Genomic DNA, 25,767 nt, shown 5'->3' on the forward strand with positions numbered 1-25,767 from the left:
TTAACCATCATGAATAAAGAAGCTGAAATGACAACCTGGAGTGCAGTATGTTCGGTGGACGACATCGTTCCCAATACCGGTATCTGCGCGCTGGTCAAGGACAGGCATGTGGCGGTATTTCATGTCAAGGACGATACCGAACGTCTGTTTGCAATCGACAACTACGACCCGAATGCACATGCCAGCGTGCTGTCGCGCGGCCTGATCGGTAATCTCGGCGAGCGGGTGGTGGTGGCGTCCCCGATTTATAAGCATCACTTCGATCTTCGCAATGGCGAATGTATTGAAGCTCCCCAGAACTCAGTAAGTACTTATCCGGTTCGAATTGAAAACCGCACGGTCTGGGTCGCGGTCTGACGCACAAGATTTTCGTTTATCAACCCTCATTCTTGCGACTTAAAAGGAAACATCATGGCCTATTTAGCGCCCTCGGAATTCGTCACAAAAATGGTCGACGCCGGCGAATCAAAGATTTACATGGCCACCAGGGATGCATTGATCCGGGCTTACATGGCCGGAGCGATCCTCGCGCTGTCAGCCGTATTCGCGGTCACTGTCTCGGTACAGACCGGATATCCAATCATCGGAGCAATCTTGTTTCCGGTCGGCTTTTGCATGCTCTATCTTCTCGGCTTCGATCTGTTGACCGGCGTATTTGTATTGACGCCGCTTGCGCTGATCGACAAGCGTCCGGGTGTCACGATCGGTGCCGTTCTGAAGCACTGGGGTATCGTCTTTGTAGGTAACTTTTTGGGCGCCTTCACGGTTGCCGTCTTGATGGCCATCGTCTTCACGAATGGCTTCTCGACCGAGCCCAGCAAGGTGGGTCATGCCATCGGTGTCATTGGCGAATCACGCACACTGGGCTACGCACAATATGGCGCTGCCGGAATGCTGACTTTGTTTGTCAGAGGCATGCTCTGTAACTGGATGGTCTCCCTCGGGGTGGTCGGTGCAATGATCTCGACGACGGTGGGCGGGAAAGTCATTGCAATGTGGATGCCGATTATGCTGTTCTTCGGCATGGCCTTCGAGCATTCGGTGGTCAACATGTTCCTGTTTCCGTCTGGTCTGCTCATGGGAGGTAATTTCTCGCTCATGGACTATCTGATCTGGAATGAAATCCCAACCGTACTGGGCAACCTGGTGGGAGGACTGGCATTCACCGGTCTGACTCTGTACACAACTCACGTGAAAACCGCTCCCAAGCGTTCCTTTCGTTAATCCGCAGGGAAAACTGTGAGAGAAGCGCCTCAGTGCCACCAGGCCCTGAGGCGCTTTCATATACATGATCAGTCAATTAAACATATCGATCGGACAGCATTCCGATAAGGGGCGAAAGGAAATCAACCAGGATTTCCACGGTGCGTATGTCCCCAACGAACCGCTGTTGATGACCAAGGGGGTGGCGCTGGCTATCGCTGACGGTATCAGCAGCAGCGATGTGAGCCAGGTCGCCAGCCAGTCGGCCGTCACCGGCTTTCTTGAGGATTACTACTGCACCTCCGATGCCTGGTCGGTCAAGACGTCGATAGAACGCGTACTGGTTGCGACGAATTCCTGGCTTCATGCACAGACCCAGCAAAGTCAGTACCGGTACGATAAGGACCGAGGCTATGTGTGCACCCTGAGCGCGCTGGTTATCAAGTCGACGACGGCCCATATCTTCCATATCGGCGATTCGCGGATCTACCATGTGCGTGGCAATGCGACGGACTTGTTGACGAACGATCACCGGATATGGATGTCAGCAGAGCAAAGTTATCTTGGTCGTGCACTGGGCGTTCATCAACAAATCGAAATCGATTACCGCACGCTGCAGGTTGAACAAGACGATCTTTTTCTGCTCGCGACAGACGGCGTCTATGAACATGTTGACGCCGGCTTTATCATGGCAACGGTCAATGACAATCGGGATAACCTGGACCAGGCCGCAAAGGTGATCGTCCAGGAAGCATACCGACGCGGCAGCAAGGACAATCTGACCATCCAGATTGCCAGGATTGATGCCTTACCAGCGCCTGACGCCTACGAGATGTATCAGCAGCTAGCTGAATTGCCTTTGCCTCCACTGCTGGAGCCGAGGATGGCGTTCGATGGTTTTAGAATCGTCCGGGAAATGCATGCCAGCAGCCGCAGCCATGTATACCTGGCCATCGACGATGAGACCGGTACTGAAGTCAGTATCAAGACGCCATCGGTCGATCTGAGCGGCGATCCGGCATATCTGGAACGATTCCTGATGGAAGAGTGGATTGCGCGACGCATCAATAGCGCCCATGTGCTGAAGCCATGCTTACCCAATCGTAAGCGCAATTACCTGTACGTTGTGACGGAATTCATTAACGGCCAGACGCTGTCCCAGTGGATGATTGATAACCCAAAGCCTGACCTCGATACGGTGCGCCGCATTATTGAGCAGATTGCTAAAGGATTGCGTGCCTTTCATCGGCTGGAAATGCTGCACCAGGATTTGCGGCCTGCCAATATCATGATCGATACGACCGGCACAGTCAAAATTATTGATTTTGGTTCGACCAAGGTGGCAGGAATAACGGAAATGACTGCCAGTTCCGGGCCGCCTGAGTTGCTCGGAACGGCGCCCTATACCGCGCCGGAATATTTTCTGGAGGAAGACGGCTCATCGCGTTCGGACCAGTTTTCATTGGGGGTGATTGCTTATCACATGCTGACGGGAGGCTTGCCTTATGGGACGCAGGTGGCAAAGGCCAGAACCCATTCATCGCAAAACAAACTGGTCTATCAATCCGTGCTCGAACATCGCCGCGACATTCCACTCTGGGTGGATGAAGCAGTCCGCAAAGCAGTGCATCCGAAACCGCATAAACGTTACGATGACTTATCCGAGTTTATGTTCGATCTGCATCATCCTAACAAGGCCTTCCTCAACAAGACTCGTCCGCCACTCATCGAACGTAATCCTGTCGTTTTCTGGAAAGGCGTATCGTTCATTTTGATGCTCGTGGTTCTCTTGCTGCTCGGATATCCCTCGATCCCCAGGTAGCAGCGCAAGCTTTGTGCGGCGCCTCTTCCATGTTCAGGCGATTTTAAATACGCCCACCGCCTGCGAAAGCGCCCCGGCCTGGTCGCGCATCGCGTCTGCCGCGGCTGCAGCTTCTTCAACCAGTGCGGCGTTTTGCTGGGTTGCCTGGTCCATATGGCTGACCGCCTGGTTGATCTGCTCGATGCCTGCGGTCTGTTCCTCGCTGGCGGACGTAATTTCTCCCATCACATCCGTGACACGCTGGATGCTTTCTACGATCTGCTGCATCGTTGCGCCGGCATTGTCGACAAGCTTGGTACCTGCTCCGACTTTTTCCACCGACTCGTTGATCAGACCTTTGATTTCCTTGGCCGCTGCCGCGGAACGTTGCGCCAGGGTGCGTACCTCGGAAGCCACCACGGCAAAACCACGCCCTTGTTCGCCGGCACGAGCTGCTTCCACAGCCGCGTTCAGCGCAAGGATATTGGTCTGGAATGCGATGCCGTCGATGACACTGATGATGTCCGAGATCTTCCTGGAAGATTCATTGATGGCGTTCATCGTCTCAACCACTTCCGAGACGACCGCGCCACCCTGATGCGCGACACTCGCCGCCGACTGTGCCAGCTGATTGGCCTGACGTGCATTGTCGGCATTCTGCTTGACTGTCGAGGTCAGTTCTTCCAGCGAGGATGCTGTTTCTTCCAGCGAGCTTGCCTGCTGTTCAGTGCGCGACGACAGGTCCTGGTTGCCCGTCGCTATCTGGGTCGAACCGGTGGCAATGGTATCGGTGCTGGTCCGAACCTGGCTGACAATCTGCAGAAGGCTGTCGTTCATATTCTTCAGCGCTTTCATCAGCTGACCGGTTTCATCGTTTGACATCACCCGAATCTGTTGCGTCAGGTCACCTGCCGCAACAGCGGTCGCGACTTTGACCGCCGCGTTCAGCGGCCTGGTGATTGCCTGCACCAGCCATGCGCCGACTACCGCTGCAAGGATCACGCCGAACAGGATGCCTGCCGTACATGCGTTTCGGACCCACATATACACCGTCTGGGATTTTGTGAATTCAGCCTTTGCAACGTCCAGCTGCAACTGGATCAGGGCATCGAGCTTTTCTCGCACCGGCTTGAATAACATGGTCATCGGCCCATGGACGGCTGCGATACCGGATTGGGTATCGAGCACTTTCAGCGCTTCAACAGCCGGCTTCAATCCCTCTGCCAGATATTTTTTGCGTACCTCGGTAAATTCTGCGGCAAGCTTTTTCTCTTCCGGCGTCAGGTAAGTCGCCATGTAGGCAGCCCACTCCTTGTCAACCAGTTGCGAACGCTCATTCACGTGTTTCAGGGATTCTTCGACGGCGTTCTGCTCACCGGTGAGCGCCTTGGAAATCACGATCTCATTCTCATTGATCATGCGGATAATCCGATCGAGCTGGCCAAGGGTCACGAGCCGATCGTCGTAGATGGTCTGCATGGATCCATTTGCCTGGCTAAGGCTGACGATGCCGATAACGCCGCCAACGATCAACTGTATGGACAGGAAGGCGATCACGGCAATAAGCCGGGTTTTGATGGTGAAATTTTTGAGCATAGTGATTGGGTAAGAAGCTGTCAGGATATGTTGAGCCTCAGGAAACGACAGTTTGTGACCGCTGCGACCTGTCTACCGCGGCATTACTGTATTTTGACATTTCCTTGCAACAATTAATTGAAAATCTGGCGTTGTGCAATTCGTACTGCATAAAATTGTTGTAAGTTGGCACCGCGACATAGCACGCATTGTTCTGCGGTGCAGCAAAATGTCTAAAAGATTACAGATTGCAAACGTCTGGGGGTAGAAGGAGGATGTCAAGATAAATGCCGGTTCGCAGGCATCAGTTGCATGGTAGCTTGAGGTAAAACAACGCTGATTATGGAAGCTTGAGAAACTTACGCCTCGTTGTTCTGGCCGAATCGTTATATGAAACGCGATGATAATCCTGGTCTGAGAAAGCAGCCTGTTCCGCCTGTCAATAAAGGGCAGAAAGATCCCACGCTCGGGGGAAAACCAAGGATGCCGCCCCGCAAGGCGTGGCTGTTATTCCTCATTATCCTTTTCGCCAATTATCTGGTGACGAAAACGTTCTTCTCGGATGCCGACGCTCCGGTAACCGTCCCGTACACGGTCTTCAAGCAGCAAGTGGCCAACGGCAACGTGAAGTCCATTTACAGCCAGGGTGCCAGCATCGAAGGACGCTTTGGTGCGCCGGTGACCTGGCCGCCCGACAATAAGGACGACAAAGGCACCACGGATGCCAAGGAGTCGAAGGAGCGTCCGAGGTTGCTGCCGGAAGTTCCGAGCCGCACTTCCTCAACCTTTACGACGACCTTGCCGGCCTTCGTCGACGAAGGACTGGAACAATTCCTGATACAAAACAAGGTCGAAATCAGCGCGGTTCCCATCAATAGCGGCAGTGCGCTGGCGACCTTGCTCTATGGGTTCGGACCTGCACTGCTGTTGATTGGATTTTATGTATGGCTTTATCGCCGTGCCGCGCAGCAAGGTGGTGGCATAGGCGGGTCGATGTTCGGCATAGGCAAAAGCAAGGCGCGCCGCTATGACCAGGAGCAGGACAATCGCGTGACTTTTAATGATGTGGCCGGTATTGACGAAGCGGAGAACGAACTGATTGAAGTCGTGGATTTTCTGAAGGATCCCGAAAAGTACACTCGTCTTGGCGGCGCGGCCCCAAAGGGGGTATTGCTCATCGGCTCGCCAGGAACCGGCAAGACGCTGCTTGCGAGGGCGGTTGCAGGCGAGGCGGGCGTGCCATTCTTTTCGATGAGCGCGGCCGAGTTCGTGGAAATGATCGTCGGCGTTGGCGCGGCACGGGTCCGCGATCTGTTCAAGCAGGCGCGCGAACATGCCCCCGCAATCATCTTTATCGACGAACTCGACTCAATCGGCCGTGCGCGCGGTCAGACTGTGATTGGAGGTTCAAGCGAACAGGAACAGACACTCAACCAGATTCTCACGGAAATGGATGGATTTTCCAGTCGCGAGGGGATCATCGTGCTCGCCGCGACCAATCAGCCGGACGTCCTGGACAAGGCGCTGCTCAGGCCAGGCCGGTTTGACCGCAGGGTTGTCGTCAATCTTCCGGACCGGACCGGACGTGAGGCGATTCTGAAGGTACATACACGCAAGGTGCCACTGGCCAAGGATGTCAACTTGACGGAAATGGCCGGCGCCACGCCCGGGTTATCCGGGGCAGATCTGAAGAACCTGGTCAACGAAGCGGCGCTGCTGGCTGCGCGACGCGATCAGAGCGATGTGCGCCATAAAGATTTTCTGGATGCGCTGGAAAAAATCGTGCTCGGTCCGGAACGCCCGATCCTCCTGAGCCAGGCAGACCGCGAACGCATTGCCTACCACGAGAGCGGCCACGCGATTCTCGGCTTGCTGGTGCCCGGCGCCGATCCGGTACATCGCGTCACGATCGTTCCGCGAGGGCAGGCGCTTGGCGTGACATATCAGCGCCCGCAAACCGATCGCTACAATTATCCGGAAGCCTATCTGCGCGCCAGGATCATCGGCATGCTTGGCGGGCGCGTAGCGGAGGAGGTTATTTACGGAACCAGAACAACCGGTGCAGAGAACGATATCGAACAGGCGACCAACCTTGCCCGCAACATGGTGACCCGCTGGGGCATGAGCGACAAACTCGGTATGGTGGCGCTTGCGCCGCACCAGAATGCCTTCCTCGGCAGTTCCGCAGGCTTCGGCGGAGAAAAGCCATTCAGTGAGGAAACCGCGCGGCTCATCGATCTGGAAGTGCAGCAGATCATTCACGACAGCCATGCGGAAGCCACGCGCTTGCTACAGGCACACCGCAAAGAACTTGATGCGCTGGTGGGCGCGCTCCTCGCAAGGGAAACCCTGGATGAGCAGGAAATCCTTGACGTGACCGGACTGCCACCGGCCCCGGAGCTTTCGCAATAACTCACGCCGGATGCCGACACGACGCGACCATAGAAGCGATAATGGAGGTCCTGCAATAAAAAAGGATGATGCATGACTACAGCATTAGAAGCGCTGGAGCGCCTGCGCGAGGGGAACCGGCGCTTTGTTCTCGATATGGGAAACCGACAGACTCCCACCGATAGAGATCGTCGCAGCGAACTGCTAAAGGGACAAAAGCCTTTTGCGATCATCCTCGGCTGCTCCGATTCGCGGGTCCCGGCAGAAATCGTATTTGATCAGGGACTCGGCGATTTATTTGTTATCCGGATTGCCGGTAACATCGTCGCACCATCCCAGATCGGCAGCGTTGAATTTGCCGCCGAACAATTTGGCACGCCACTCGTCGTGGTGCTCGGCCATTCTCAGTGCGGCGCCGTTGCCGCCACGCTGCAGGAAGCGATCCGGCCTGTGGGCCTTCAATCCAAGCATTTGCATTCGATCGTCGAGCGCATCCTTCCTGCAGTAGAGCCGCTGCTGGCCACCGACCTCAGGCACCACCCCGAAGAACTGGCAAAACAAGCGGTTCGTGCAAACGTGCGCATCGCGGCCAGCCACCTGCGGCATGGATCGGAAATCCTTGAACGCCTGATACAGCAAAATAAACTGGCGGTCGTTGGCGCGGAATATTCACTTGAATCCGGTATCGTTGATTTCTTTGATGGCGTACCGCCGTCGTGAGATTTTATGTTCCGCGTGCGAAGTGCAGCACCTGCACGCAAGACATGACAATTGAAACCCGCACTGCCGACCGCCGTTATGGACCGCATTGGAAAAGGCTACACGCCGCAAGTGACGCCCCTGACCCATGAGCGGGCCTATATCGGTTCGCGTACTGAAGATGAGCAGATGACGCCGCCTGACAATGGGGGCTGGAACGTAGAGACGAAGGTGTTCGAAGCCGTCCGTAATTACCAGGCCTTGAACAAATTCGACTACGACGACAAACGGTTTTTGTTCATACCGTTGTGGCGCTTGTTTCTGGATGCATTCACCGCTGGCGTGGAAAACGGTTACCTTCACCAGGCTAACTGGAAATCGGCGTTTCGCTTCAGCGATGACTGGCTGGCATTGGCAACGGAACTGATTGAATCCGAAACGGTTTGGCTGAACGAGCGGCACCGGCGCGCGACTTCCATTACGATGCTTGACACCGTGTCCGATCGCGACGCATTTCAGACTTACGCGGCAATTGGATGGTTTTTGAAAGATAAGGTAGATTGGAACCTGTCACGGCCCGGGTTGCGTCTGGTCTGATGGTTTGACCGTTTTGACCGTTTTGCCCTCGATTTCGTTAAGAAACAACGTCCGGCTCGATGCCAGACCAATGGAACAGTGATGACCACAAATTTTTCTGCGCAAGAAATTTTTTACTCACCGGCGGTTGCGGGGTTGCGCGCCGATCTCGCACTGGCCTTGCGGGCAGCTGCACAACATGGACTGGCCGAGGGGGTGTGCAATCATTTCAGCGTTGCGCTGCCGGGCAGCGACTCGCATTTCCTGCTGAATCCGCGCGGACTTCTCTGGAGCGAAGTCCAGGCGGACGACATCATTCTGATTGACGACACCGGCAACAAGCTGGCCGGTCGCCACGAGGTGGAGCCTACCGCCATGTTCATTCATGCGGCGATTCATCGTATTGCACGTAAAAACTGCGTGCTGCACACGCATATGCCGTACGCGACCGCGCTGACGCTGACAGAGCAGCGTGGTCTGGATACCAGGCTATCGCAAAACGCGATGCGGTTTTATGGACGGGTTGCGATCGATGCCCACTACAACGGCCTTGCACTGGATGCCTCCGAAGGCGAACGTATCGCGCATGCGATGAACGGTGGTGATATCGTATTTCTGGCTAACCATGGCGTTATTGTTTGCGGTGACCGCATCGACTACGCGTATGACGATCTCTACTACCTTGAGCGCGCCTGTGCGGCGCAGGTAATTGCGCATTCTACCGGCAGCAAGCTGATGCCCGTCGATGATGCGATATCGTCCCGCGTGGCGGAGCAAGTACAAGGTGAGCGCCTGCAATCCACTTTGTTTTTCGATGCGCTCCGGAGAACGCTCCGTTGAATCGCGTGACAACAATGTAATAACAACTTGATGTTGTAGCGTGTGCGTCTTGACCATCACGTCGGGTGAGGGTGTAGAGTCTGCGGAATCATCGTCCATCACTCGTCGGCAAAATCCATGAAAACAGTGCAGGTCACCCGGTATATCACGCCGCTTCGCGAAGGCGGCTCGATGCCCGCGATTGTGGAAGGCAGTGACGACGGCATGTATGTGCTGAAATTTCGGGGCGCAGGGCAGGGCACGAAAGCACTGATTGCTGAATTGATCGCCGGCGAAATTGCGCGCAAGCTTGGCTTGCCGATTCCGGACATTGTATTGATGGAGCTGGATCCGGCGCTGGCCGATACCGAGCCGGATCCTGAAATACAGGATCTCATCCGTGCCAGCGCAGGAATCAATCTGGCGCTGGATTATTTACCGGGGTCCTTTGCATTCGACCCGGCTGCCTTTTCTGTCGATAGCACACTCGCCTCGGAGATCGTCTGGTTTGACGCACTCGTGTGCAACATGGATCGTACGCGGCGTAATACTAATCTGCTGATGTGGCATCGCAAGCTCTACCTGATCGACCATGGAGCGGCGCTGTATTTTCATCATGCGTCATCCCCGATTCCATCCCGGGCCCGGGACCGTTTTCCGCAGATTAAAGACCATGTACTTCTTGCCAATGCGAGTGCCTTGTCGGACATCGATACGAAGCTAAGTGAACGTATCGACAGGCAATTTATTGAAAACACGGTCGCCGACATACCGGAAAGTTGGCTAAGCGAACTACCAGAGGAAGCGAAGCGATTGCGGGACGAGTACATCCGTTATTTTTGTGATCGCTTACCATTCCCCCGTCCTTTTGTCCTGGAAGCCGTAGAAGCCTATGACCGCCTTGCCTGAATCTTCATTGCGCTACGACTACGCGATCGTTCGGGTGGTGCCGCGCGTCGAACGCGGCGAGTTTATGAACGTCGGTGTGATCGTATTGTGCGGGCCGGCAAATTTCCTTGCATGTTCCTTCGAATACAACCGCGATCGGTTGCGGGCACTGGATCCGCAACTGGACATGGATATGCTGGACAACTCCCTGAATGCGTTCCGGTCAGCCTGCGTAAAAGGTGATAACAGCAATAGCCGATCCCTTAGGAATGTGTTCGACTTTCTCGTTGCGACAAGAAGCGCTGTTTTGCAGGTATCACCGGTTCATTCAGGATTCAGCCGGCAGATTGATACGGTGGTCGAGAGTCTTATGGCACGGTTCGTTCGGCTACCGTAAGTATCCGGTCTGAACCGTATAGACGTGGATCGGTGTGTTGAACGACTTGTGCCAATCCCGACCATAACGCAACATGAGATCGCGTCTTTTTCCGGGGGCGCCGAGCCGTCTGCCTGCGTTGCACTCGTCGTCAATAGCTCGCTATTGACTCCTCCTGCGCCTTGGCAGTCAAAAGAATCCATCAATCTCATTTGTCACGTTACAGCGTGGAATTAGTCTTACATCTGACGTTAATTCAGTCATTCATTCTGCCGGCTTACGCTCACGATGCCGGTGTCACTACAACTTTGACTGTATCTCCTGCCGCAGCTTCTGGTAACTCGAAAGACGCGGACCACCCAGCGAGACCGCGCGATTAATCGCAGTCCATGCATCGCGATGCCGGCCTTGATCAAGCAACACTTGGGCAAGATTATTCCACCCATCCGCGTTATCGGGATGAGTCTTCACCAGGTTTCGGTAAGCACTGGTGGCACCGTTCAGGTCTTTCATTATGTAAGCCGTATTGCCTGCGCCGAGCTGAAGTATCGGCTCCGTAGGCCATTGCTTGAGCGCGGTCATATACGCTGTGCGGGCAGCTTTCGCTGAACTGCGTTCGAGGACCGCAATGGATGCCGCATACGTGGTGGCGCTTGCCGTTGCCGGCAAGCGATCCGGACGCATCGCGAGCATAGCCCATCGGTCCGCGCGACCCCAGGTCCTCTCAAAGGTGTAGAGCGACATTTCCATCCGCTCGGTACGGCCCGAATGCAATACGATGGTATTTCGCTCACGATCGAAACCAATCACCACGGCATAGTGCCACACCGGCGCAAATTCGAATGACAGGTTTTGCAGGACGATGACAGGATTGCCGGCCCCCACTTCTTTCAGCAAAGCCGACATGTCAGGACTGATTTGATGCGCTACCAGTCCCATGCGTCTGGTGGCGGCGAGCATCTCCAGCTGCAGCGTTCCCTGCCTGCCGGGCAGGTAGACCTGATCGACAAGCTGTTCCGGGCTCACGGCTACGCCCGCGGCACCGGCCGCCATGGCAAGGGCTGCCGGTCCGCACTGATAATCGCTCTGCGGATAGAACGGCACACCCTGAATCATCGTGGTCCGCTGCAGTGTTTCCGGCCAGTGTTGCTGCAATGAGGTGACCTGTGGCGTCGCGCATCCGCCTAAAGCGAGCACAACAGTGAGGGATGCAATGAGCGCCCCCCACCCGCGTGCAGGAAACGCTCTTTGCTTCATCGAACCGAGCGTGTGAACGGGAACACTTTTGTCAGGCCGAGAATATCGGTCACCAACAGAACGATAAACACCGTGAACAATACGCCGAGGATGTCGCCGCCCGCCGGCAGCTGATCGATGCGGCCTGCAAGCTGCTGGACTTCCTGATCCGACATTGCCTGTACGCGGTCAAGCGCATCCTGAGGATTGACGCCTTGCGCTTCGATGGACTTGCGCACGTCTTCGCGCGACAAGAATCCGATCACGCGGTCACGTTCACCAACGGGAACCGAACTCGAACTGGCTTCTTGCGTGGAAACAATGGCGGCACTTGCCTGCATGGGCAAGGCAGTAGCGGTGAAGCAGACAACAAGCAATGATGCCGTCAGTTTTTTGAATGCGTTCATTATTTTCCTTTTATGAGATTGAGTTACTACTTCTGTCGGTGGTTGGTTCGAACGCATCCCACTGTCTCGTCCGTCCTGTCACGTACATAAAGCATGCTGCATACAGCGGGTCCGGTAGCGTAACGATGCCAAACAAGTATGGAGTCCTAATACTATTTATATGAAAATCTTCGATAACAAAATTGAGCCGCCTCAATTTCTCCCGCGCTTATAAGACATTGCGTAAGCCTGTCCGTACTGCAATACCAACAGTGCGGCAATTATAGGCAGAGCTGCGTTCCCTCTTCGGGCAATTGTGTAACGGATTGTTATCGTTTTGAATAGAGAGAAAAGCCTTTACCTGATCAACCCTTCGTCGGGATCATATGAAGTTTATCTCTGCTGCGGATAAGATGCAGTTTTGGCAACTAGGGAGTGGGCTTTCTTACTAAAACCATGCCAAGACGCAATGCCGAATCAATCACTTTTTCAATGGGCGGCTCATACCCTTGCGCAATCCAGCGCAGTGCAATGTGGATCGTTCCGCCGATAACTCCCGCCTGGAGCAATTCATCAGGCTTTACTCCAGGGCGCGCGACGAACTCGGTGACGCCGCGTCCAATGGTTTGCAGGGCGAGATCGAATGCTTCATCCACGGCAGGGCTGACACCGCGAATTTCAACCAGAAACACGCGCGCCGAGCGCGGCTCCCGCTGGAGCGCCGTAAAGTAAGCGCGCAGCATGGCACGGGCGCGCTCGGTCCGGTTCCGTTTTACAGTCTGCGCAGCCTGGGTAATTTCGCGATACACGGTATAAGTCACCGCGTTAAACGACGCAATCAGTAACTCTTCGCTATTGGCGAAGGATTCATAGAAATACCGTTCCGTCAGTCCAGCCGCCTCGCATACTCCCTTGACGGTTGCCTGGCGATAGCCGCGTTCGCCATACACTTTGATGGCGGCTGTAATCAATTGGGTTCGCCGTTGGGCACGCCGCTCGTCGGGCGACATGCCGCGGTAGGGGCGAGCGGGAACGGTTTCTGATGGCATTCCATTATTTTGACACGAAATCTTGTCAGATCAATTTTGACACGATACAGTGTCAGAAATATTTTCATCGCCTGAACCGTGCTCATGCCTGATTCGCCGCATCATTTCGAAGAAGATCTTCTCGACGTCCTCATCGTCGGCGCCGGGCTGTCGGGCATTGGCGCTGCCCACCATTTGCAGCGGCGGTGCCGCAACAAACGTTATGCGATCCTGGAAGCGCGGGACGCGATCGGCGGTACCTGGGACTTATTCCGTTACCCGGGGATTCGCTCCGATTCGGACATGTACACGCTGGGCTATGTCTTTAAACCATGGACCAATCCCAAGGCCATCGCCGATGGGCCGGCCATCCGCAGTTATATCCGTGAAACAGCGGAAGACGCCGGCATCACAAAGCACATCCGCTTTGGTCAGAAAGTTGTCGGGGCCGCCTGGTCGAGCGGGGAGGCTTGCTGGACAGTCGAAGTGGAACAGGTGGCGTCCGGCCAGCGCAGTACCGTGCAAGCCCGCTTCTTGTACATGTGCAGTGGTTACTACAGTTACGACGAGGCCTACCGTCCCGAATTTGAAGGTGAAGACAGCTTTCAGGGCACCGTTGTGCTGCCTCAATTCTGGCCGAAGGATCTGGATTACCGTAGCAAGCGTATCGTTGTCATCGGCAGTGGTGCAACCGCGGTCACTATCGTGCCATCCATGGCGGAATCTGCCGCACATGTGACGATGCTCCAGCGTTCCCCCACGTATGTGGTCACCCGTCCGTCCGAGGACCGCATCGCGCACCGATTGGGGCGTCATTTACCCGCGCATCTCGCGTATGGCCTAACACGCTGGAAAAACGTCGCGGAAAGCATTTTTCTATACCGTCTGGCGCGGCGCTATCCGGAGCAGGCCAAACGACGTATCGTTGAGATGGCCGAAAAAGAACTGGGCGCCGGCTTCGATGTCGGCACACATTTCACACCTGGCTACAAGCCCTGGGATCAGCGCGTGTGCATGGTGCCGGACGGCGATATGTTCTGCGCGATACGTGAAGGTCGTGCCTCCGTGGTGACCGACACCATCGAACGCTTTACGCCCAATGGCATCTTGCTGAAGTCTGGGAAGGAATTGATGGCCGACATCGTGGTAATGGCCACGGGGCTAAAGCTCAATGTACTGGGTGGAGTCGCTATCACCATTGATGGCCGTCCTTGTGTGGCCAGTGATGCGATTGCGTACAAGGGGATGATGCTGTCGGACGTACCGAATATGGCGATGGCTTTCGGGTACACCAACGCCTCGTGGACGCTGAAAGCGGACCTGACGGCAGCGTATGTGTGCCGGCTGCTGAACTACATGGACAGACATCATATGCTTATTGCAGTGCCGCGCCGCGAGGCCGGTGTCGAGCCGCAACCATTCCTCAGTTTTACGTCGGGTTATGTGCAGCGCGCCAAGGATGTCTTGCCCAAACAAGGGTCACGCCGTCCGTGGCAGGTGTACCAGAACTACCTGCAGGATCTGATCACTATTCGTTTCGGGCGAGTCGACGACGGCGTGATGCGGTTTGGCCAGAAAGGGGCGATGCCTTGAAGTTAGCAGGGCGGGTTGCGATTGTTACAGGGGTTTTCTGAAGAAAGTGATAGGGCAATGACAGGGTTCTTGATGGCAGTATTGGTGTTGCTGATGCTAATCGTAATGGTCCTGGCAGGTCTGGCCATTTTCACAGTGAGTACAACCCGAAAAATTGAAGCCGCCTTTCCGCCGGCAGGGCATTTTGTAGATGTTCCGGGTGCACGTTTGCATGTCAGCGAGACAGGTAACGGAAAAGGTCCGACACTGCTGCTGATCCATGGCCTGGGCGGACAGATGGCAAATTTTACCTACGGGGTTGTCGAGCGCCTGTCGGCGCAGTATCGCGTGGTGACCGTGGACCGTCCAGGTTCCGGTTATTCGGTGCGGGATAGCGCAACGCGGGCCGACCTTTCCACGCAAGCTCGCGCGATCGCCGCCCTGATTGACAAGATGCAGATGGGCCCAACAGTCGTGGCAGGGCATTCTCTGGGCGGGGCGCTTGCCCTGACCTTGGCGCTGGAGCATCCGAAAAACGTAGCCGGCCTTGCATTGATTGCGCCGCTTACCCACATGCCAGAAGGGGGAGAGGTGCCGGCTGCTTTCAAAGGCTTGACGATCGCGTCGCCCCTGCTTCGTAAAATCGTTGCGTGGACGCTGGCCCTGCCGGTTTCAATTCGCGGTCGCGATCAGATTCTTGCGCAGGTATTTGGTCCCGATGCAGTCCCGCATGATTTTGCCACCCGTGGTGGCGGTCTGCTGGGGTTGCGGCCCAGTCACTTCCTGGCTGCGTCGGCGGATCTGCAGGCGCTGCCAGCCGCCATGCCAAGCCTGATGTCCAGATACGCAGAACTGCGCGTACCGGTCGGTATTCTGTATGGGCGGGAAGATCGTATCCTTGACTGGAAAATCAATGGCCAGGCAATGGTCGACAAACTCCCCGGCACGCGGCTCACCTTGGTGAGCGGCGGTCATATGCTGCCGGTCACGGACGCTGCACAGACAGCACGATTCATTCAGGACGTTGCGGAGAGGGTGTGGGCGTCGCAGAGTCCCGCCGAGCTTAGCGGTACCTGATTCGCATTTCAATGCAGCGGCCGGGGAATATCACCGGCCGCATCTTTCTGGACCGTCATACCTTTTTGACGAATTCCGATTTCAGGCTCATCGCGCCGAAGCCGTCGATCTTGCAATCGATATCGTGATCACTATCCACCAGCCGGATGTTTTTTACCTTGGTGCCCATCTTGACCACGCCGCCCGAGCCTTTCAGCTTCAAATCCTTGATGACAGTAACGGTATCGCCGTCCGCTAATACATTGCCGGCGGAATCACGATAAACCTTACTGCCTTCTTCAGCTGTTGCAACCGCCTGCGTTGACCATTCATGGGCGCATTCAGGGCAAATATAAAGGTTGCCATCTTCATAGGTAAATTCAGAGTGGCATTGCGGGCAGGCGGGTAATGCGCTCATGGTGTAATCCTGTTATGTGGGAATCGCAGTAAAAGGTCGCAAGTATACTCCGCCGTTAGTGACATGCCCATTTGAAGCGGCGAGAAGCCGGTCCTGGTATCTCCTGGTATCGCAGGGCAGTTCGGTAAGGAGCGTTCCATGCTTAAAAAGCGAACCTGTACTGATTCTTCCCCCGACCTTTCGCCTGGTTCAACGCCCGGTCCGCGATGTCAAGCAGTTCGCTGGAAGATGTTCCATTCCGCGGGTAAAAGCTAATCCCGATACTGGCCGATATGTTGACGGATTTGTCCTTGATTAAGTAAGGCTTGGACACGGCATCGACAAGCGTTGTCGCAATTTGCGCTGCCGTATTCACTTCGTTCAGTTCCGGAACGACGACAATGAATTCATCTCCGCCTATGCGGGCTACCGTATCACTCGTGCGAATTGTCGCCCGGAGTCGTTGTGCGACACTCCTGAGCAAATCATCCCCGGCTTCATGGCCGATGGTGTCGTTGACTTTCTTGAACCCGTCGAGGTCCATGAACATGACGGCAAAGGCTTGCCTTTTTCTGTTGGCCTCGTCAATGTGGGTATCAAGCTTGTCCTGCAAGAGCCTGCGGTTGGGAAGTCCCGTCAATACATCGTGATTCGCCAGGTGGCGGATTTCAGCTTCGGAGCTTGCCGCGTACTGAACAATTTTTCGCATGCGGAAGTATTGCCATATTGCGCCTGCAAAGAGACACACTGTGACGAGGCCGAGAAGTGCCCAGAATTTCCCGTACGCGCCGTCACGCGCCGAGAGCGCCTTATCCAGAACGGTATTCTCCCTGGCTTCCATTTCATTCAGCACGTCCTTGATGCGATCGGTTTCCAGTTTGTCCTGCTCGACCGACATCAATAACTGTGCCGATTGCGTACTGCCGGCTTCACGCACATCGACAAGGAACTGGAGGGTTTGTAGCTTGGCTTCAATGAGCTTTTCGAGTTGCCCAGCTTTACTGCGTTGCAATGGATCGTTTGACGCAAGTGCGTAGATCAAATCCGTCGTCCAGCGTACCTCCTTGACAGCTTCCTCATACGGCGTTGCGGCAACTTCGCTGCCGACAACATAACCGCGTTCACTCTTCTCCGCATTGGTCAGATTGATTTGCAGCCGGTTTAGCGCCGAGATCACTTCATGGTTGCGGGCTTTTTGCATCGCGGTGCTTTTGAAGTCGGCAATAATGCCGAATACGGACCAGCCAATAAGACCAGCGAGAAGTCCCGCCGCAAGCATTCCGGAAATCAGCGTCCTGTGTGCTATCTGATGCTGCTTGTTCATTCCATCAGCCTTGGTTCGACGCGCACTTTGCGAAGAAGTACCTGCATTTACATGACAAGGTTCCAGATTCATCCTCTCACTCTCCTTTGGTGTTGACGTTTTCCCATCTTTACAAGACCTACGACACGGTGATGCAGGTGTGTTACCGGACAGACATTGTCAAGAGGAAAGAGTTTCGCTTTTCACACATTTTGTTACCAATTAGGTATTGGTCGACCAAAGCAGGTGCATCTAAGGGAGAGAGTGCGTCTTCATCACAGTAATCATATGAATGGAACCGCATTGATCCACCTCGTGCCGGCCTGCAAATGCTGCCCTATGATTGCCAGTAGACGCCGGAAAACAAGACAGCGTAATCAGCGTCAATCCGTTCAGTCTCACTGGAGAAGGAATTCCTATGTCAGCCCACACGTATAAGCTGGTCGACCTGGTCGGCTCGTCACCGAATAGCTCGGACGAGGCAATACAGAATGCGATTGCAAAGGCATCGCAGACCCTCAAGCATCTCGAATGGTTTGAAGTCACGGAAACGCGCGGGCATATCGTGGATGGCAAGGTTGCGCACTTCCAGGTCACATTGAAAGTCGGCTTCCGCATTGAGGACTAACCGGCGCGGCCTTTTGTCTTCTTCCGATTACGCGGGCCGGCCCGATTGGCTCTGGCGCAGCTCCTGCATCTTCATCACCCCGATGGCAATACTGCTGGCCGAAGCAGCCTCGCTGACCCATGGGTCACCCACAATGCTGATTCAAGCGCGTTTTTACGATACCTTACTGGGATGCCTCATCGGTCTTGCAGGTGGCGTGTGCCTGCACAATTCCCGTTTTCGGGCGGCAGTCGACGGAAAACTCCGTCGACTGCTTTCGCAGCGATTGATGACATGAGGCGCGCCTGGTTTAGCGGGCTGGGGGGCCCCAGGTCGGACTGCCGTCGCTGTCACGGTCGCGATTACGCTGATAGACCTCCGGCTGTACTGGTCCGGGGGGAGGAGCAGGGCGAGCGGGAGGGTTGCTGGCAGATGGAGCCCGCCAGGTCGGCGCCCCATCGCTGTTGCGGTCACGGTTGCGTTGGTAGACTTCGGCGTTCCCCTGACCTTGTAAAGCTGCGGGCGGCGGGCGCTGCACATCCCGGCGCGGATGCGGACGATCGGCTGGGTAAGGTCGCTGGTAGTCGTGCGGCGGATACCCGCGGGGCGAATAACCACGTTGCGGTTCGTAATAATAGGGATAAGCGCGTGGTGCCGGATACACCGGATAAGCGTAATCATAGCCGTAGCCATAGACCGCTGGATAAGGGTCGCCGTAGATACCGCCAGACTGTACCTGCGGTCCATCGTACGGGACCGTCATACAGCCCGTAAGCAGCGTACACACCGTTGCTGCTGCAACGAGATAGGGTTTCATACAAGTTCCTTGGTGCTGAATCTCCATCGGAGGTCAGTTCTTCTCAGTTACTGGGTTAGACAGGTAAGTTAAACAATTGTGCGGCGGAAGCCCGGTTATGTGCCACTTAATTGCAGCGACGATCCCTGCCTGTTTACGGTACAAAGTCGCCAAATCTTAAAGCGACGTAACGATCTTTATAACAGTGTAAGTCCGCCTGAGTTGGCGTTACCGACGAAATTGTTACTTTTTATGATAGTTGTAGTAGGCGCAATATTTTTCCTGTTTAAAGAAAACTCATCCCGAACCTATCCTGATAAGCCGGATTGATTCTTCACAAGCTTTCACGTGGTTATGCAACTTTGCACCTCACGGTTTGTGATGATATGTATCGGTACGTCCAGTGCCAAAAAACCAATTACCGAGGAGACATACATGTCAGGTTCATTGCGATGGGTTTGTGCAGCAACGCTCTTTCTACCTTTACTCTCTGCGCAGGCCAACAATGGCTCCGGTCAGACAACCGCTGACCAGGGCAAGGAGTCATCGAACAAGACGTTACGCACTACAGAATACGGGATGGTCGAGGGCGTTGCCGATAAAGACAGCAAGACACTTGCATGGAAAGGCGTGCCATATGCTAAAGCGCCAGTGGGCGCATTGCGCTGGCGTGCGCCGGTGGATCCGGATAACTGGAACAGTGTGCGGGCGGCGAACAAATATGGCAATGCCTGCGCGCAATACGGTCGTATCTATGGACCAGGCGCAAATAACCAATACGATCAAACGATCGGTACAACATTGAACCAGGCCGTAGGCAGCGAAGACTGCTTGTATCTGAATATCTGGCGTCCGGCGACCGGCAAGAAGGATCTGCCGGTGATCGTATTCTTCCACGGTGGAAGTAACGTCTCGGGCTATACCGCCGATCCGCTATACAACGGCGCAAACCTCGCAAAGACCACCAATTCCATTGTCGTCACTGTCAACTTCAGGCTGGGGATTCTGGGTTTCATCAATCTGCCGCAGCTTAAGAGCGGCGCGGACGCCGACACGGCATCTGGCAACTTTGCCATCCTCGATAGCATCAAGTCACTACAATTCATTCAGCGCAATATCGCAAACTTCGGTGGCGACCCGTCAAGCGTGACGATCATGGGAGAGTCGGCCGGTGCGATCAACGTGTATGCCATGCTAACGTCGCCGAAGCTCGCCAGTGCGCCTGTCAAGCTGTTCCATGGCGCCGTTCCCCTCAGTGGCGGCCTATCCCTGGCAAGCACACTGCCGCAGGGCACCATTCCCACCATGTCGCCGGCTTCGCTGTACGAGTCACAAGGCAAGGCATTGGTCGCCAATCTGCTGATCGCTGACGGCAAGGCGAGCGATGCGGCGTCCGCCGAAGCCTATGCCGCAAGCCAGACGGAGGAACAGATTGCACAATACCTGCGGTCGAAACAGCCATCGGAGTTATTTACGGTTCTGCTCACCAAGCTGGCACTGCAGGGACTGTCGGGCTCCGGACCCATTCCCGATGGTAACGTGGTCGCGCAAAACCCGATCGCTGCGATCAACAACCAGCAGTATGTGAAAGTTCCGGTGCTGGCAGGGAACACGCGCGACGAAGGCAAGCTGTTTCCATCCTTCCTGCCACTGGTAAGCGGCGTGCCCGGCAGTGCACGCATCGTTACCGACGCGCAGCTTTTTGCCAACCACTTCAGCTATCGTCCGAATGAGCCGGCGCAGACGACAATCGAGCAATGGATTGCACCGGCCTACCTGCCTGCCAATACGCCGGTGACCGGGTTTACTGCCCGCGCCGAACAGTTCAATCGCATCTTCTTTCTGGCGAGTCGCGATAACATCCTCAACGCGTTGAAGGCAAAGCAGCCGGAAGTCTGGTATTACCGTTTCGACTGGGATGAACAGCCAGCACCGTGGAACGACATTTATGGTGCGGCTCACTTGTTTGACCTGCCATTCGTGTTCGGTAACTTCGGACCATCCCTGGTGGCCAACATCATGAACACCACCGCCAACCAGCCCGGACGTATTGAACTCTCGCAGGCGATGATGCGCAGCATCGGTGCGTTTGCCAAACGGGGCGATCCGAATAATGACGCGCTCGATGCCTACTGGCCAACATGGCCGGCCGGTCTTATTTTTGATGCAACCAAGGAGAATAAAGCGATCAGCGTCCAACAGATTCCACCGGCGATGCCTTAAGCCTGCAAAGTAACTTATAAAGCCGTACCGTCCGTCGCCAAAGGAAGTTATTGCTGCAATGCTCCCTTCGGCCATGGTCGGTCTGGTTGTTCTCTCAGGCAAAATGCCCCGAACATCCGGGGCATTTTGTTTTCATGATATTCACAAAAACGAAACTTCAAAGGCATCTACCTTTCCAATGACAAACTTTAACATCTGCACTTTGGTAGAGCGACGTCATCGCTTCTCGACGTAGTGCAAAGAAAAGGAGTGATTATCATTTTACTGTTACGCCGAATGCGCCAAAGTGGCAGGCTGGGCCCGTCAATCGGCACAATCATTATCTGTATTATCGTCATGCTGACGCTGTCTGGCATGCCTGCAGTGCTTAGCGCCCAGACACCGGCGAAGGCGCTGGCACCGCCGCCGGTGTCTGCCGCGCCAAAACCTGAAGAGGCGCCGCCGGCACCACAACCCATTGCGATCTCCGACATCGCGCCGCAGGCTGAAACTGCGCTGGCCGCGGTCCGTCAGCTTGAAAACAGAAGCAGGGTCGAGGATGCAATCCAGACGGCAACGGATCGATTACCTGCCTTGGAGCGCGAAATCGCCTATCGGTTACTGGAAGCACGCCGCATTAACCGCTCTGCCTTTTCTCTCGAAAGTATCCGCAGCCTGGAAGAAGAGTTACGCGATGTAGAGCTGCGCACCGTGCCGGTACGAAGGGAGCTTACGCGTTCCGCAACCCAGCTTGACCGCGACCTGAAGGAGCTTGAAAAGCTGGAAGGCATATGGAGTATCACCGCGACGGCAGCTACTGAAGGTGCTGCGCCGCCAGATATTCTGGACCGTGCTCGAGACCTGAACCGTGCGATTGCAAGAACGAAGAAAAATGTGCTCGACGACCGTGCACGTCTGCTCGCCTTACTTGGTAGAGTGACCGATGTCGGGACGCAGCTTGGCGACGTCCGTCGCCTGCTGACCGACGCCAGCGAACGTGCTGTCACCCGTCTGCTATACCAGGATAGTCCACCGCTGTGGGACACCTCATTCTGGGGCTATTCTCTATCGAGCTTTTCATCCGAGGCGCGGCAAAATATAGTGCATCAGACTTATGCGCTCACCGATTATGTCCGTTCATATTCACGAGATTTTATTTTTCATGCGGCGTTCCTGGCGGGTCTCATCATGCTCTTTCTGTTGTCGCGTCAAAGGATCGACTCCCTCTGCGAACACGACGAAGGCCTGAAAAGAAATCGGACCTTATTCGATATGCCGATTGTGACGGCCGCCTTGCTGTCCATGCTGTTCAGCACCTGGTTCTACCCCCGTGCTCCACGTTCGTTATGGTTGATGATCGGCGTCGTCGCAGCGGTGCCCTTGCTGCTGTTTGCCCGCAAAATGGTGGAAAAGCGCATCTATGAAGTGCTTTGCTCTGTCGTTGTTTTTTATTTGGTGGACAGGTTGCGCGCGCTGTTCTCTCCACTGCCCGGGATACACCGCGTTCTGCTGCTGATTGAAACCTTAGGCATTCTCATTTTTCTTCTGTCCGCGTATCGGCGAAGGCAGCACATTGCTTCGGCAACAGATACGTTAGCACCAGGAAAAGGACTTGCATCGCATGTCATTGGTTACGCGACATTCCTGGCGTTGTTCATGTCCGCGACTGTCCTGTTCTGCAATTTTGCCGGATATGCACGGCTTGCGGATCTTGTGATGCGTACGATGCTGGCGAGCGCCTATACGGGTGCGGTCTTATACGTGATGGCTCGTGCGGGCGAGGGGCTTCTGCACGCCCTGCTGTATATACCGCCGTTCTCCTTCCTTGCGGGTGTACGGCGGCATAGAGCGACGATCGCCGCGCGCGTTAACAAATGGATGCAATGGCTGGCATTTCTGTTCTGGGCCATATTGACGCTGCAGGGCACCGGCTTACTGCAGCTGGTAACGGACTGGATTCAATCTCTCTGGAAAGCATCGCTGGAGATAGGCAATATTAATGCGAAGGTCGACGACATCGCCATCTTTCTGTTTATCCTGTGGACCACCTATGTTCTGTCGCGGCTGTCGCGCTTCTTCCTTGAAGAGGAAATATTTTCAAGGGTACGCCTGGACCGCGGGCTGCCTTATGCGGTATCCACCACAGTGCATTACATCATTTTGCTGACGGGATTTGTCGTTGCGCTTACCGCCATTGGCGTCGACATGACCAAATTTACGATTGTCGCCGGTGCGCTGACAGTCGGGATCGGTTTTGGCTTGCAAAACATCGTGAACAATTTCGTCTCCGGCCTCATCGTGCTGTTCGAACGTCCGGTCAAGGTAGGCGACACGATACAGATCGATGACATGGTCGGTCGCGTACAGCACATCGGCATCCGGGCCACCATCGTTCATAGCACAACCGGGGCCAGTGTCATCATACCGAACGGCAAACTGATTTCGGACAAGGTGACCAACTGGACTTTGTCCAGTCAGCTGCGTCAGCTCGCGGTACCGGTGTTCACCAAGCCCGACATCAACGTGGCCAGACTCAAGACCACGCTGCTGGATGTCTCACGATGGAACAAGCAGGTGCTTGAAACACCTGCGCCTGAAGTCTTGTTCATCAAGCGTGGTGTCGATGCATTCGAGTTCGAGTTACGTGTGTGGACCAATGACCTGGATGCCTGGCTCAAGGTCCGGAGCGACCTGATCACCGATATAAACGAAGCCTTGAGTAACGAGGAACTTCCGGCCCAGGCATCGTCACCGGTAACCTTGCCGACACCACCTGATGACACTGCGCCTGGCTGACATACCTGCCAGTGCAGTGTCTGTTCTCCTTGCTTTGTGCCTCGTGCATTATGTCTTATGCCTTATGCGAACACATCCGGATAAAAGCGGCGATGCGTTTGCTCCAGTTGGATGGGCGGATCGCCACAGCCACGCTGGTTTACCGCGCGAATTGGTCCAGCGCCTTGAGCAAGTCGGCAAATTTGAATGGTTTAGGGAAAACGATATTGAAGCCTGCGGCAAGCGCAATAGTCTTGTCCTGTTCGCTGGTGTAGCCGGTAATCGCCACCAGCGGAATAGCGCGAAGTGATTCGTCAGCGCGCATGGTCCTGGCAAAGTCGAGGCCGTTCATCACGCCCGGTAGTCCCACGTCGCAAAAAACAATAGCGGGGCGGATGCGTTTGGCAAGCTCCAGTCCTGCGCGGGCGTTATAGGCCACGTGCGAAGTGCAACCCTGGATATGAAGAATGTCGCAGACAAGTTGTGCAAAGTCTTGATTGTCTTCGACGACTAATGCATGAATGTTGTTGTTTTCATTTTGCATGTAGCTCGCTTTCTGAGGCCTTAAGGGGCTGATACCAATCCCAACCCATAACGCACCATGAGATCGTGTCTTTTTCCGGGGGCGCCGAGCCGCCTGCCTGCGTTGCACTCGTCGTCAATAGCCCGCTATTGACTCCTCCTGCGCCTTGCCGGTCAAAAAAAACCATCGATCTCATTTGTCACGTTATAGCTTGGGATCGGTATGAAGCGCCTTGAGGCGGTTCGGTTATCTAGTTCATGTCGGTAGTAAAGATGGGATGCGGGATGGAGCCAATCGGCAGAAAGACGGTGACTGATGAAGGGTTTTGCTCCAGCAGGTCACCGTTTCAGCCGGAACCAGAATTAACGGCTTTCTTTCGCCGCTTTGACGTCAGCCTTGTTCTGCGCTTTGGCAACATCTGAAGCCGCATCATGGATTTCTTTCTGAGACTTCTGATGGGCTTTCAATTTTTGCTTGTCTGCCTTGGCATCAGCGTCAACATTGGCCTGCGCCTCCTTGGTGATCGCTTTGTTGACGCGCTCATGCGCTTTGATCGATTCCTGCTCGACCTTGCCTTGCGCCTTGACATCGGCAGGTGTGTTCTGGGCAATCGCTGCCGCAGCTGTCATTGTTAAAGCAAGAAATAAAGATTTTTTCATCGGGACTTCTCCTATGCATTTGCTCGTTGTAGGAAGACCAGATCGCGCAGATGTTCCTTGCTAAAAAGGCAAAATGTAAGAAGCCGTTTCAATGTCTCGGGTGCTGGAATAAAAATTTACAAATTCTCACCGTGCTTACTGAAGATAATTTATTTACAACAATTTCTCGTTATCCATAAAGGCAACTAGTGCAAACTTGCCTTTATTGCAATGCAAAATGTTCGCATTGCCAACTGGAACTGTTTCAAGTCGCCACTGGTCCTAGACACTCCTTGTCAAACAACACATCCGGAATACGGCTCAATGAAAAAAACCAGGAAGTCCAGCGCGGGAAAAAACCGCCGTCAAAAGGGAAATGGGCAAGCACGCCTCAAGACTGACAACAACACTCTTCCCGACGGCCTCGATCGTCTCTCCACGTCCCATGAAGCCAAGCCGCATGATCCAGACTCGCCGCGTCCCGGAAGCCATCGCAAGCCGCGCGGCACAGATGAACAAAAGCGCAAGCTATGGGAGCGCAAGCAAGCCGAGCTTGAGACTCGACGGGCTGCTGCCGAGGCCCGTCAACGCGAGGAGGAGGCTGAACGCAGACGCAGGAGGCGAGTGGCAGGCAGCATTGCGGGTGCGGTCACGGTGACGCTCGCATGTGCTCTCACCTGGTATTTTGGATGAGATCAGATCAGTAGGACAGTAGGACAGTGGGACAGTGGGACAGTGGGGGCAGTGCATCTGATCCGGCGCATTTCGCCGGCCGTCCGCTCGCAGGAAGTCGGCAATCCATTAAGGTCGCACTGAGTATGAAATAATTGCACCTTGGAATTGGACGGAGCATAGAAAAATCACTGTGGAACCAACAACCGAATCCCGCAAACAGATAGAGAAGACCGCGAAGCAGATTG

25 protein-coding genes are annotated in these 25,767 nt (G+C 55.0%); 16 read left to right on the plus strand and 9 right to left on the minus strand.

Translation table 11 applies throughout. The annotated features are described in order from the left end of the window. Window positions 1-9 precede the first annotated feature (9 nt). The 3 genes from nirD (at window position 10) to ASE07_RS25080 (ending at window position 3,025) form a co-directional block, all read left to right on the plus strand. Window positions 10-357, plus strand: a complete 348-nt coding sequence (gene nirD / locus ASE07_RS25070) for a nitrite reductase small subunit NirD (RefSeq protein WP_057293544.1) — start codon at window positions 10-12, stop codon at window positions 355-357. Window positions 358-411: 54 nt separating this feature from the next. Continuing rightward, window positions 412-1,224, plus strand: coding sequence for a formate/nitrite transporter family protein (locus ASE07_RS25075; RefSeq protein WP_057293545.1), 813 nt, complete (start codon window positions 412-414; stop codon window positions 1,222-1,224). A 64-nt stretch (window positions 1,225-1,288) separates the two neighbouring features. Next, on the plus strand, window positions 1,289-3,025 hold the full coding sequence (locus ASE07_RS25080) for a bifunctional protein-serine/threonine kinase/phosphatase (RefSeq protein WP_057293546.1): 1,737 nt from the start codon (window positions 1,289-1,291) through the stop codon (window positions 3,023-3,025). A 33-nt stretch (window positions 3,026-3,058) separates the two neighbouring features. On the opposite strand, the gene ASE07_RS25085 is transcribed toward ASE07_RS25080, so the two are convergent. Beyond that, window positions 3,059-4,600, minus strand: coding sequence for a methyl-accepting chemotaxis protein (locus ASE07_RS25085; protein WP_057293547.1), 1,542 nt, complete (start codon window positions 4,598-4,600; stop codon window positions 3,059-3,061). Window positions 4,601-5,062: 462 nt separating this feature from the next. Here ASE07_RS25085 and ftsH point away from each other — a divergent pair, with 462 nt between their 5' ends. The 6 genes from ftsH to ASE07_RS25115 all read left to right on the plus strand — a co-directional run bounded on the left by ftsH (window position 5,063) and on the right by ASE07_RS25115 (window position 10,349). Continuing rightward, window positions 5,063-6,991: an ATP-dependent zinc metalloprotease FtsH gene (gene ftsH, locus ASE07_RS25090; RefSeq protein WP_235548618.1), complete on the plus strand. Its 1,929-nt coding sequence runs from the start codon at window positions 5,063-5,065 to the stop codon at window positions 6,989-6,991. A 72-nt stretch (window positions 6,992-7,063) separates the two neighbouring features. Then, window positions 7,064-7,690 carry a carbonic anhydrase gene (locus ASE07_RS25095; protein ID WP_057293548.1) on the plus strand — a complete coding sequence of 209 codons (627 nt, stop codon included), beginning with the start codon at window positions 7,064-7,066 and terminating at the stop codon, window positions 7,688-7,690. A 51-nt stretch (window positions 7,691-7,741) separates the two neighbouring features. Next, complete coding sequence (locus ASE07_RS25100) at window positions 7,742-8,266, plus strand: hypothetical protein (RefSeq protein ID WP_156397012.1); 525 nt, start codon at window positions 7,742-7,744, stop codon at window positions 8,264-8,266. A gap of 81 nt (window positions 8,267-8,347) precedes the next feature. Beyond that, window positions 8,348-9,085 carry an aldolase gene (locus ASE07_RS25105; protein ID WP_057293550.1) on the plus strand — a complete coding sequence of 246 codons (738 nt, stop codon included), beginning with the start codon at window positions 8,348-8,350 and terminating at the stop codon, window positions 9,083-9,085. A 117-nt stretch (window positions 9,086-9,202) separates the two neighbouring features. Next, window positions 9,203-9,973: a HipA family kinase gene (locus ASE07_RS25110; RefSeq protein WP_057293551.1), complete on the plus strand. Its 771-nt coding sequence runs from the start codon at window positions 9,203-9,205 to the stop codon at window positions 9,971-9,973. After that, window positions 9,957-10,349 (plus strand): DUF3037 domain-containing protein, encoded by a 393-nt coding sequence (locus ASE07_RS25115; protein WP_057293552.1) that lies wholly within the window; start codon window positions 9,957-9,959, stop codon window positions 10,347-10,349. The genes ASE07_RS25110 and ASE07_RS25115 overlap by 17 nt, the downstream gene beginning before the upstream one ends. Window positions 10,350-10,628: 279 nt before the next feature. Here the strand turns inward: ASE07_RS25115 and ASE07_RS25120 are convergent, their stop codons facing one another. The 3 genes from ASE07_RS25120 to ASE07_RS25130 form a co-directional block, all read right to left on the minus strand. After that, window positions 10,629-11,585 (minus strand): PA2778 family cysteine peptidase, encoded by a 957-nt coding sequence (locus tag ASE07_RS25120; RefSeq protein ID WP_082584477.1) that lies wholly within the window; start codon window positions 11,583-11,585, stop codon window positions 10,629-10,631. After that, window positions 11,582-11,971 (minus strand): PA2779 family protein, encoded by a 390-nt coding sequence (locus ASE07_RS25125; protein WP_057293554.1) that lies wholly within the window; start codon window positions 11,969-11,971, stop codon window positions 11,582-11,584. Before ASE07_RS25125 ends, ASE07_RS25120 begins: the two co-directional genes overlap by 4 nt. Window positions 11,972-12,378: 407 nt before the next feature. Next, window positions 12,379-12,999: a TetR/AcrR family transcriptional regulator gene (locus ASE07_RS25130; RefSeq protein WP_057293555.1), complete on the minus strand. Its 621-nt coding sequence runs from the start codon at window positions 12,997-12,999 to the stop codon at window positions 12,379-12,381. A gap of 84 nt (window positions 13,000-13,083) precedes the next feature. Here ASE07_RS25130 and ASE07_RS25135 point away from each other — a divergent pair, with 84 nt between their 5' ends. Beyond that, complete coding sequence (locus tag ASE07_RS25135; protein WP_057293556.1) at window positions 13,084-14,571, plus strand: flavin-containing monooxygenase; 1,488 nt, start codon at window positions 13,084-13,086, stop codon at window positions 14,569-14,571. Window positions 14,572-14,664: 93 nt separating this feature from the next. Then, entirely contained in the window at window positions 14,665-15,627 is a 963-nt protein-coding gene (locus ASE07_RS25140) for an alpha/beta fold hydrolase (protein WP_235548619.1), read from the plus strand. A gap of 55 nt (window positions 15,628-15,682) precedes the next feature. On the opposite strand, the gene ASE07_RS25145 is transcribed toward ASE07_RS25140, so the two are convergent. Then, window positions 15,683-16,024, minus strand: coding sequence for a zinc ribbon domain-containing protein YjdM (locus tag ASE07_RS25145; RefSeq protein ID WP_057293558.1), 342 nt, complete (start codon window positions 16,022-16,024; stop codon window positions 15,683-15,685). A gap of 142 nt (window positions 16,025-16,166) precedes the next feature. Continuing rightward, window positions 16,167-17,327, minus strand: a complete 1,161-nt coding sequence (locus ASE07_RS25150) for a diguanylate cyclase domain-containing protein (RefSeq protein WP_162256954.1) — start codon at window positions 17,325-17,327, stop codon at window positions 16,167-16,169. A 397-nt stretch (window positions 17,328-17,724) separates the two neighbouring features. Between ASE07_RS25150 and ASE07_RS25155 the strand changes: the two genes are divergently transcribed. Next, on the plus strand, window positions 17,725-17,934 hold the full coding sequence (locus ASE07_RS25155) for a dodecin (RefSeq protein ID WP_057293560.1): 210 nt from the start codon (window positions 17,725-17,727) through the stop codon (window positions 17,932-17,934). Window positions 17,935-17,947: 13 nt separating this feature from the next. After that, complete coding sequence (locus ASE07_RS30545; RefSeq protein ID WP_327196074.1) at window positions 17,948-18,211, plus strand: FUSC family protein; 264 nt, start codon at window positions 17,948-17,950, stop codon at window positions 18,209-18,211. A 12-nt stretch (window positions 18,212-18,223) separates the two neighbouring features. On the opposite strand, the gene ASE07_RS25165 is transcribed toward ASE07_RS30545, so the two are convergent. Then, on the minus strand, window positions 18,224-18,730 hold the full coding sequence (locus ASE07_RS25165; RefSeq protein ID WP_057293562.1) for a hypothetical protein: 507 nt from the start codon (window positions 18,728-18,730) through the stop codon (window positions 18,224-18,226). 414 nt (window positions 18,731-19,144) lie between these two features. On the opposite strand from ASE07_RS25165, the gene ASE07_RS25170 reads away from it, so the two are divergent. Both ASE07_RS25170 and ASE07_RS25175 read left to right on the plus strand, forming a co-directional pair. Beyond that, complete coding sequence (locus tag ASE07_RS25170; protein WP_082584478.1) at window positions 19,145-20,932, plus strand: carboxylesterase/lipase family protein; 1,788 nt, start codon at window positions 19,145-19,147, stop codon at window positions 20,930-20,932. 249 nt (window positions 20,933-21,181) lie between these two features. Further along, window positions 21,182-23,707, plus strand: coding sequence for a mechanosensitive ion channel domain-containing protein (locus tag ASE07_RS25175; protein WP_156397014.1), 2,526 nt, complete (start codon window positions 21,182-21,184; stop codon window positions 23,705-23,707). Between the two features lie 139 nt (window positions 23,708-23,846). Here the strand turns inward: ASE07_RS25175 and ASE07_RS25180 are convergent, their stop codons facing one another. Together ASE07_RS25180 and ASE07_RS25185 are read right to left on the minus strand one after the other, a co-directional pair. Beyond that, complete coding sequence (locus tag ASE07_RS25180) at window positions 23,847-24,230, minus strand: response regulator (RefSeq protein ID WP_057293565.1); 384 nt, start codon at window positions 24,228-24,230, stop codon at window positions 23,847-23,849. Between the two features lie 341 nt (window positions 24,231-24,571). Continuing rightward, window positions 24,572-24,868 carry a hypothetical protein gene (locus tag ASE07_RS25185; RefSeq protein WP_057293566.1) on the minus strand — a complete coding sequence of 99 codons (297 nt, stop codon included), beginning with the start codon at window positions 24,866-24,868 and terminating at the stop codon, window positions 24,572-24,574. A 303-nt stretch (window positions 24,869-25,171) separates the two neighbouring features. On the opposite strand from ASE07_RS25185, the gene ASE07_RS25190 reads away from it, so the two are divergent. Beyond that, window positions 25,172-25,540 (plus strand): hypothetical protein, encoded by a 369-nt coding sequence (locus ASE07_RS25190; RefSeq protein WP_057293567.1) that lies wholly within the window; start codon window positions 25,172-25,174, stop codon window positions 25,538-25,540. Window positions 25,541-25,767 lie beyond the last annotated feature (227 nt).

The sequence above is a fragment of the Noviherbaspirillum sp. Root189 genome, from assembly GCF_001428545.1.
In the GTDB taxonomy this organism is placed as follows: domain Bacteria; phylum Pseudomonadota; class Gammaproteobacteria; order Burkholderiales; family Burkholderiaceae_D; genus Noviherbaspirillum.

Excerpts from the sequence above, each read along its gene's own strand:
- ASE07_RS25150 (WP_162256954.1), bottom strand. The coding sequence starts at position 17,327 with ATGAACAAGCAGCATCAGATAGCACACAGGACGCTGATTTCCGGAATG.
- ASE07_RS25080 (WP_057293546.1), top strand. The coding sequence starts at position 1,289 with ATGATCAGTCAATTAAACATATCGATCGGACAGCATTCCGATAAGGGG.
- ASE07_RS25115 (WP_057293552.1), top strand. The coding sequence starts at position 9,957 with ATGACCGCCTTGCCTGAATCTTCATTGCGCTACGACTACGCGATCGTT.
- ftsH (WP_235548618.1), top strand. The coding sequence starts at position 5,063 with ATGCCGCCCCGCAAGGCGTGGCTGTTATTCCTCATTATCCTTTTCGCC.
- ASE07_RS25135 (WP_057293556.1), top strand. The coding sequence starts at position 13,084 with ATGCCTGATTCGCCGCATCATTTCGAAGAAGATCTTCTCGACGTCCTC.
- ASE07_RS25140 (WP_235548619.1), top strand. The coding sequence starts at position 14,665 with ATGCTAATCGTAATGGTCCTGGCAGGTCTGGCCATTTTCACAGTGAGT.
- ASE07_RS25075 (WP_057293545.1), top strand. The coding sequence starts at position 412 with ATGGCCTATTTAGCGCCCTCGGAATTCGTCACAAAAATGGTCGACGCC.
- ASE07_RS25145 (WP_057293558.1), bottom strand. The coding sequence starts at position 16,024 with ATGAGCGCATTACCCGCCTGCCCGCAATGCCACTCTGAATTTACCTAT.
- ASE07_RS25105 (WP_057293550.1), top strand. The coding sequence starts at position 8,348 with ATGACCACAAATTTTTCTGCGCAAGAAATTTTTTACTCACCGGCGGTT.
- ASE07_RS25085 (WP_057293547.1), bottom strand. The coding sequence starts at position 4,600 with ATGCTCAAAAATTTCACCATCAAAACCCGGCTTATTGCCGTGATCGCC.
- ASE07_RS25165 (WP_057293562.1), bottom strand. The coding sequence starts at position 18,730 with ATGAAACCCTATCTCGTTGCAGCAGCAACGGTGTGTACGCTGCTTACG.
- ASE07_RS25170 (WP_082584478.1), top strand. The coding sequence starts at position 19,145 with ATGTCAGGTTCATTGCGATGGGTTTGTGCAGCAACGCTCTTTCTACCT.
- ASE07_RS25120 (WP_082584477.1), bottom strand. The coding sequence starts at position 11,585 with ATGAAGCAAAGAGCGTTTCCTGCACGCGGGTGGGGGGCGCTCATTGCA.
- ASE07_RS25180 (WP_057293565.1), bottom strand. The coding sequence starts at position 24,230 with ATGCAAAATGAAAACAACAACATTCATGCATTAGTCGTCGAAGACAAT.
- nirD (WP_057293544.1), top strand. The coding sequence starts at position 10 with ATGAATAAAGAAGCTGAAATGACAACCTGGAGTGCAGTATGTTCGGTG.
- ASE07_RS25185 (WP_057293566.1), bottom strand. The coding sequence starts at position 24,868 with ATGAAAAAATCTTTATTTCTTGCTTTAACAATGACAGCTGCGGCAGCG.
- ASE07_RS25190 (WP_057293567.1), top strand. The coding sequence starts at position 25,172 with ATGAAAAAAACCAGGAAGTCCAGCGCGGGAAAAAACCGCCGTCAAAAG.
- ASE07_RS25095 (WP_057293548.1), top strand. The coding sequence starts at position 7,064 with ATGACTACAGCATTAGAAGCGCTGGAGCGCCTGCGCGAGGGGAACCGG.
- ASE07_RS25110 (WP_057293551.1), top strand. The coding sequence starts at position 9,203 with ATGAAAACAGTGCAGGTCACCCGGTATATCACGCCGCTTCGCGAAGGC.
- ASE07_RS25130 (WP_057293555.1), bottom strand. The coding sequence starts at position 12,999 with ATGCCATCAGAAACCGTTCCCGCTCGCCCCTACCGCGGCATGTCGCCC.
- ASE07_RS25155 (WP_057293560.1), top strand. The coding sequence starts at position 17,725 with ATGTCAGCCCACACGTATAAGCTGGTCGACCTGGTCGGCTCGTCACCG.
- ASE07_RS25125 (WP_057293554.1), bottom strand. The coding sequence starts at position 11,971 with ATGAACGCATTCAAAAAACTGACGGCATCATTGCTTGTTGTCTGCTTC.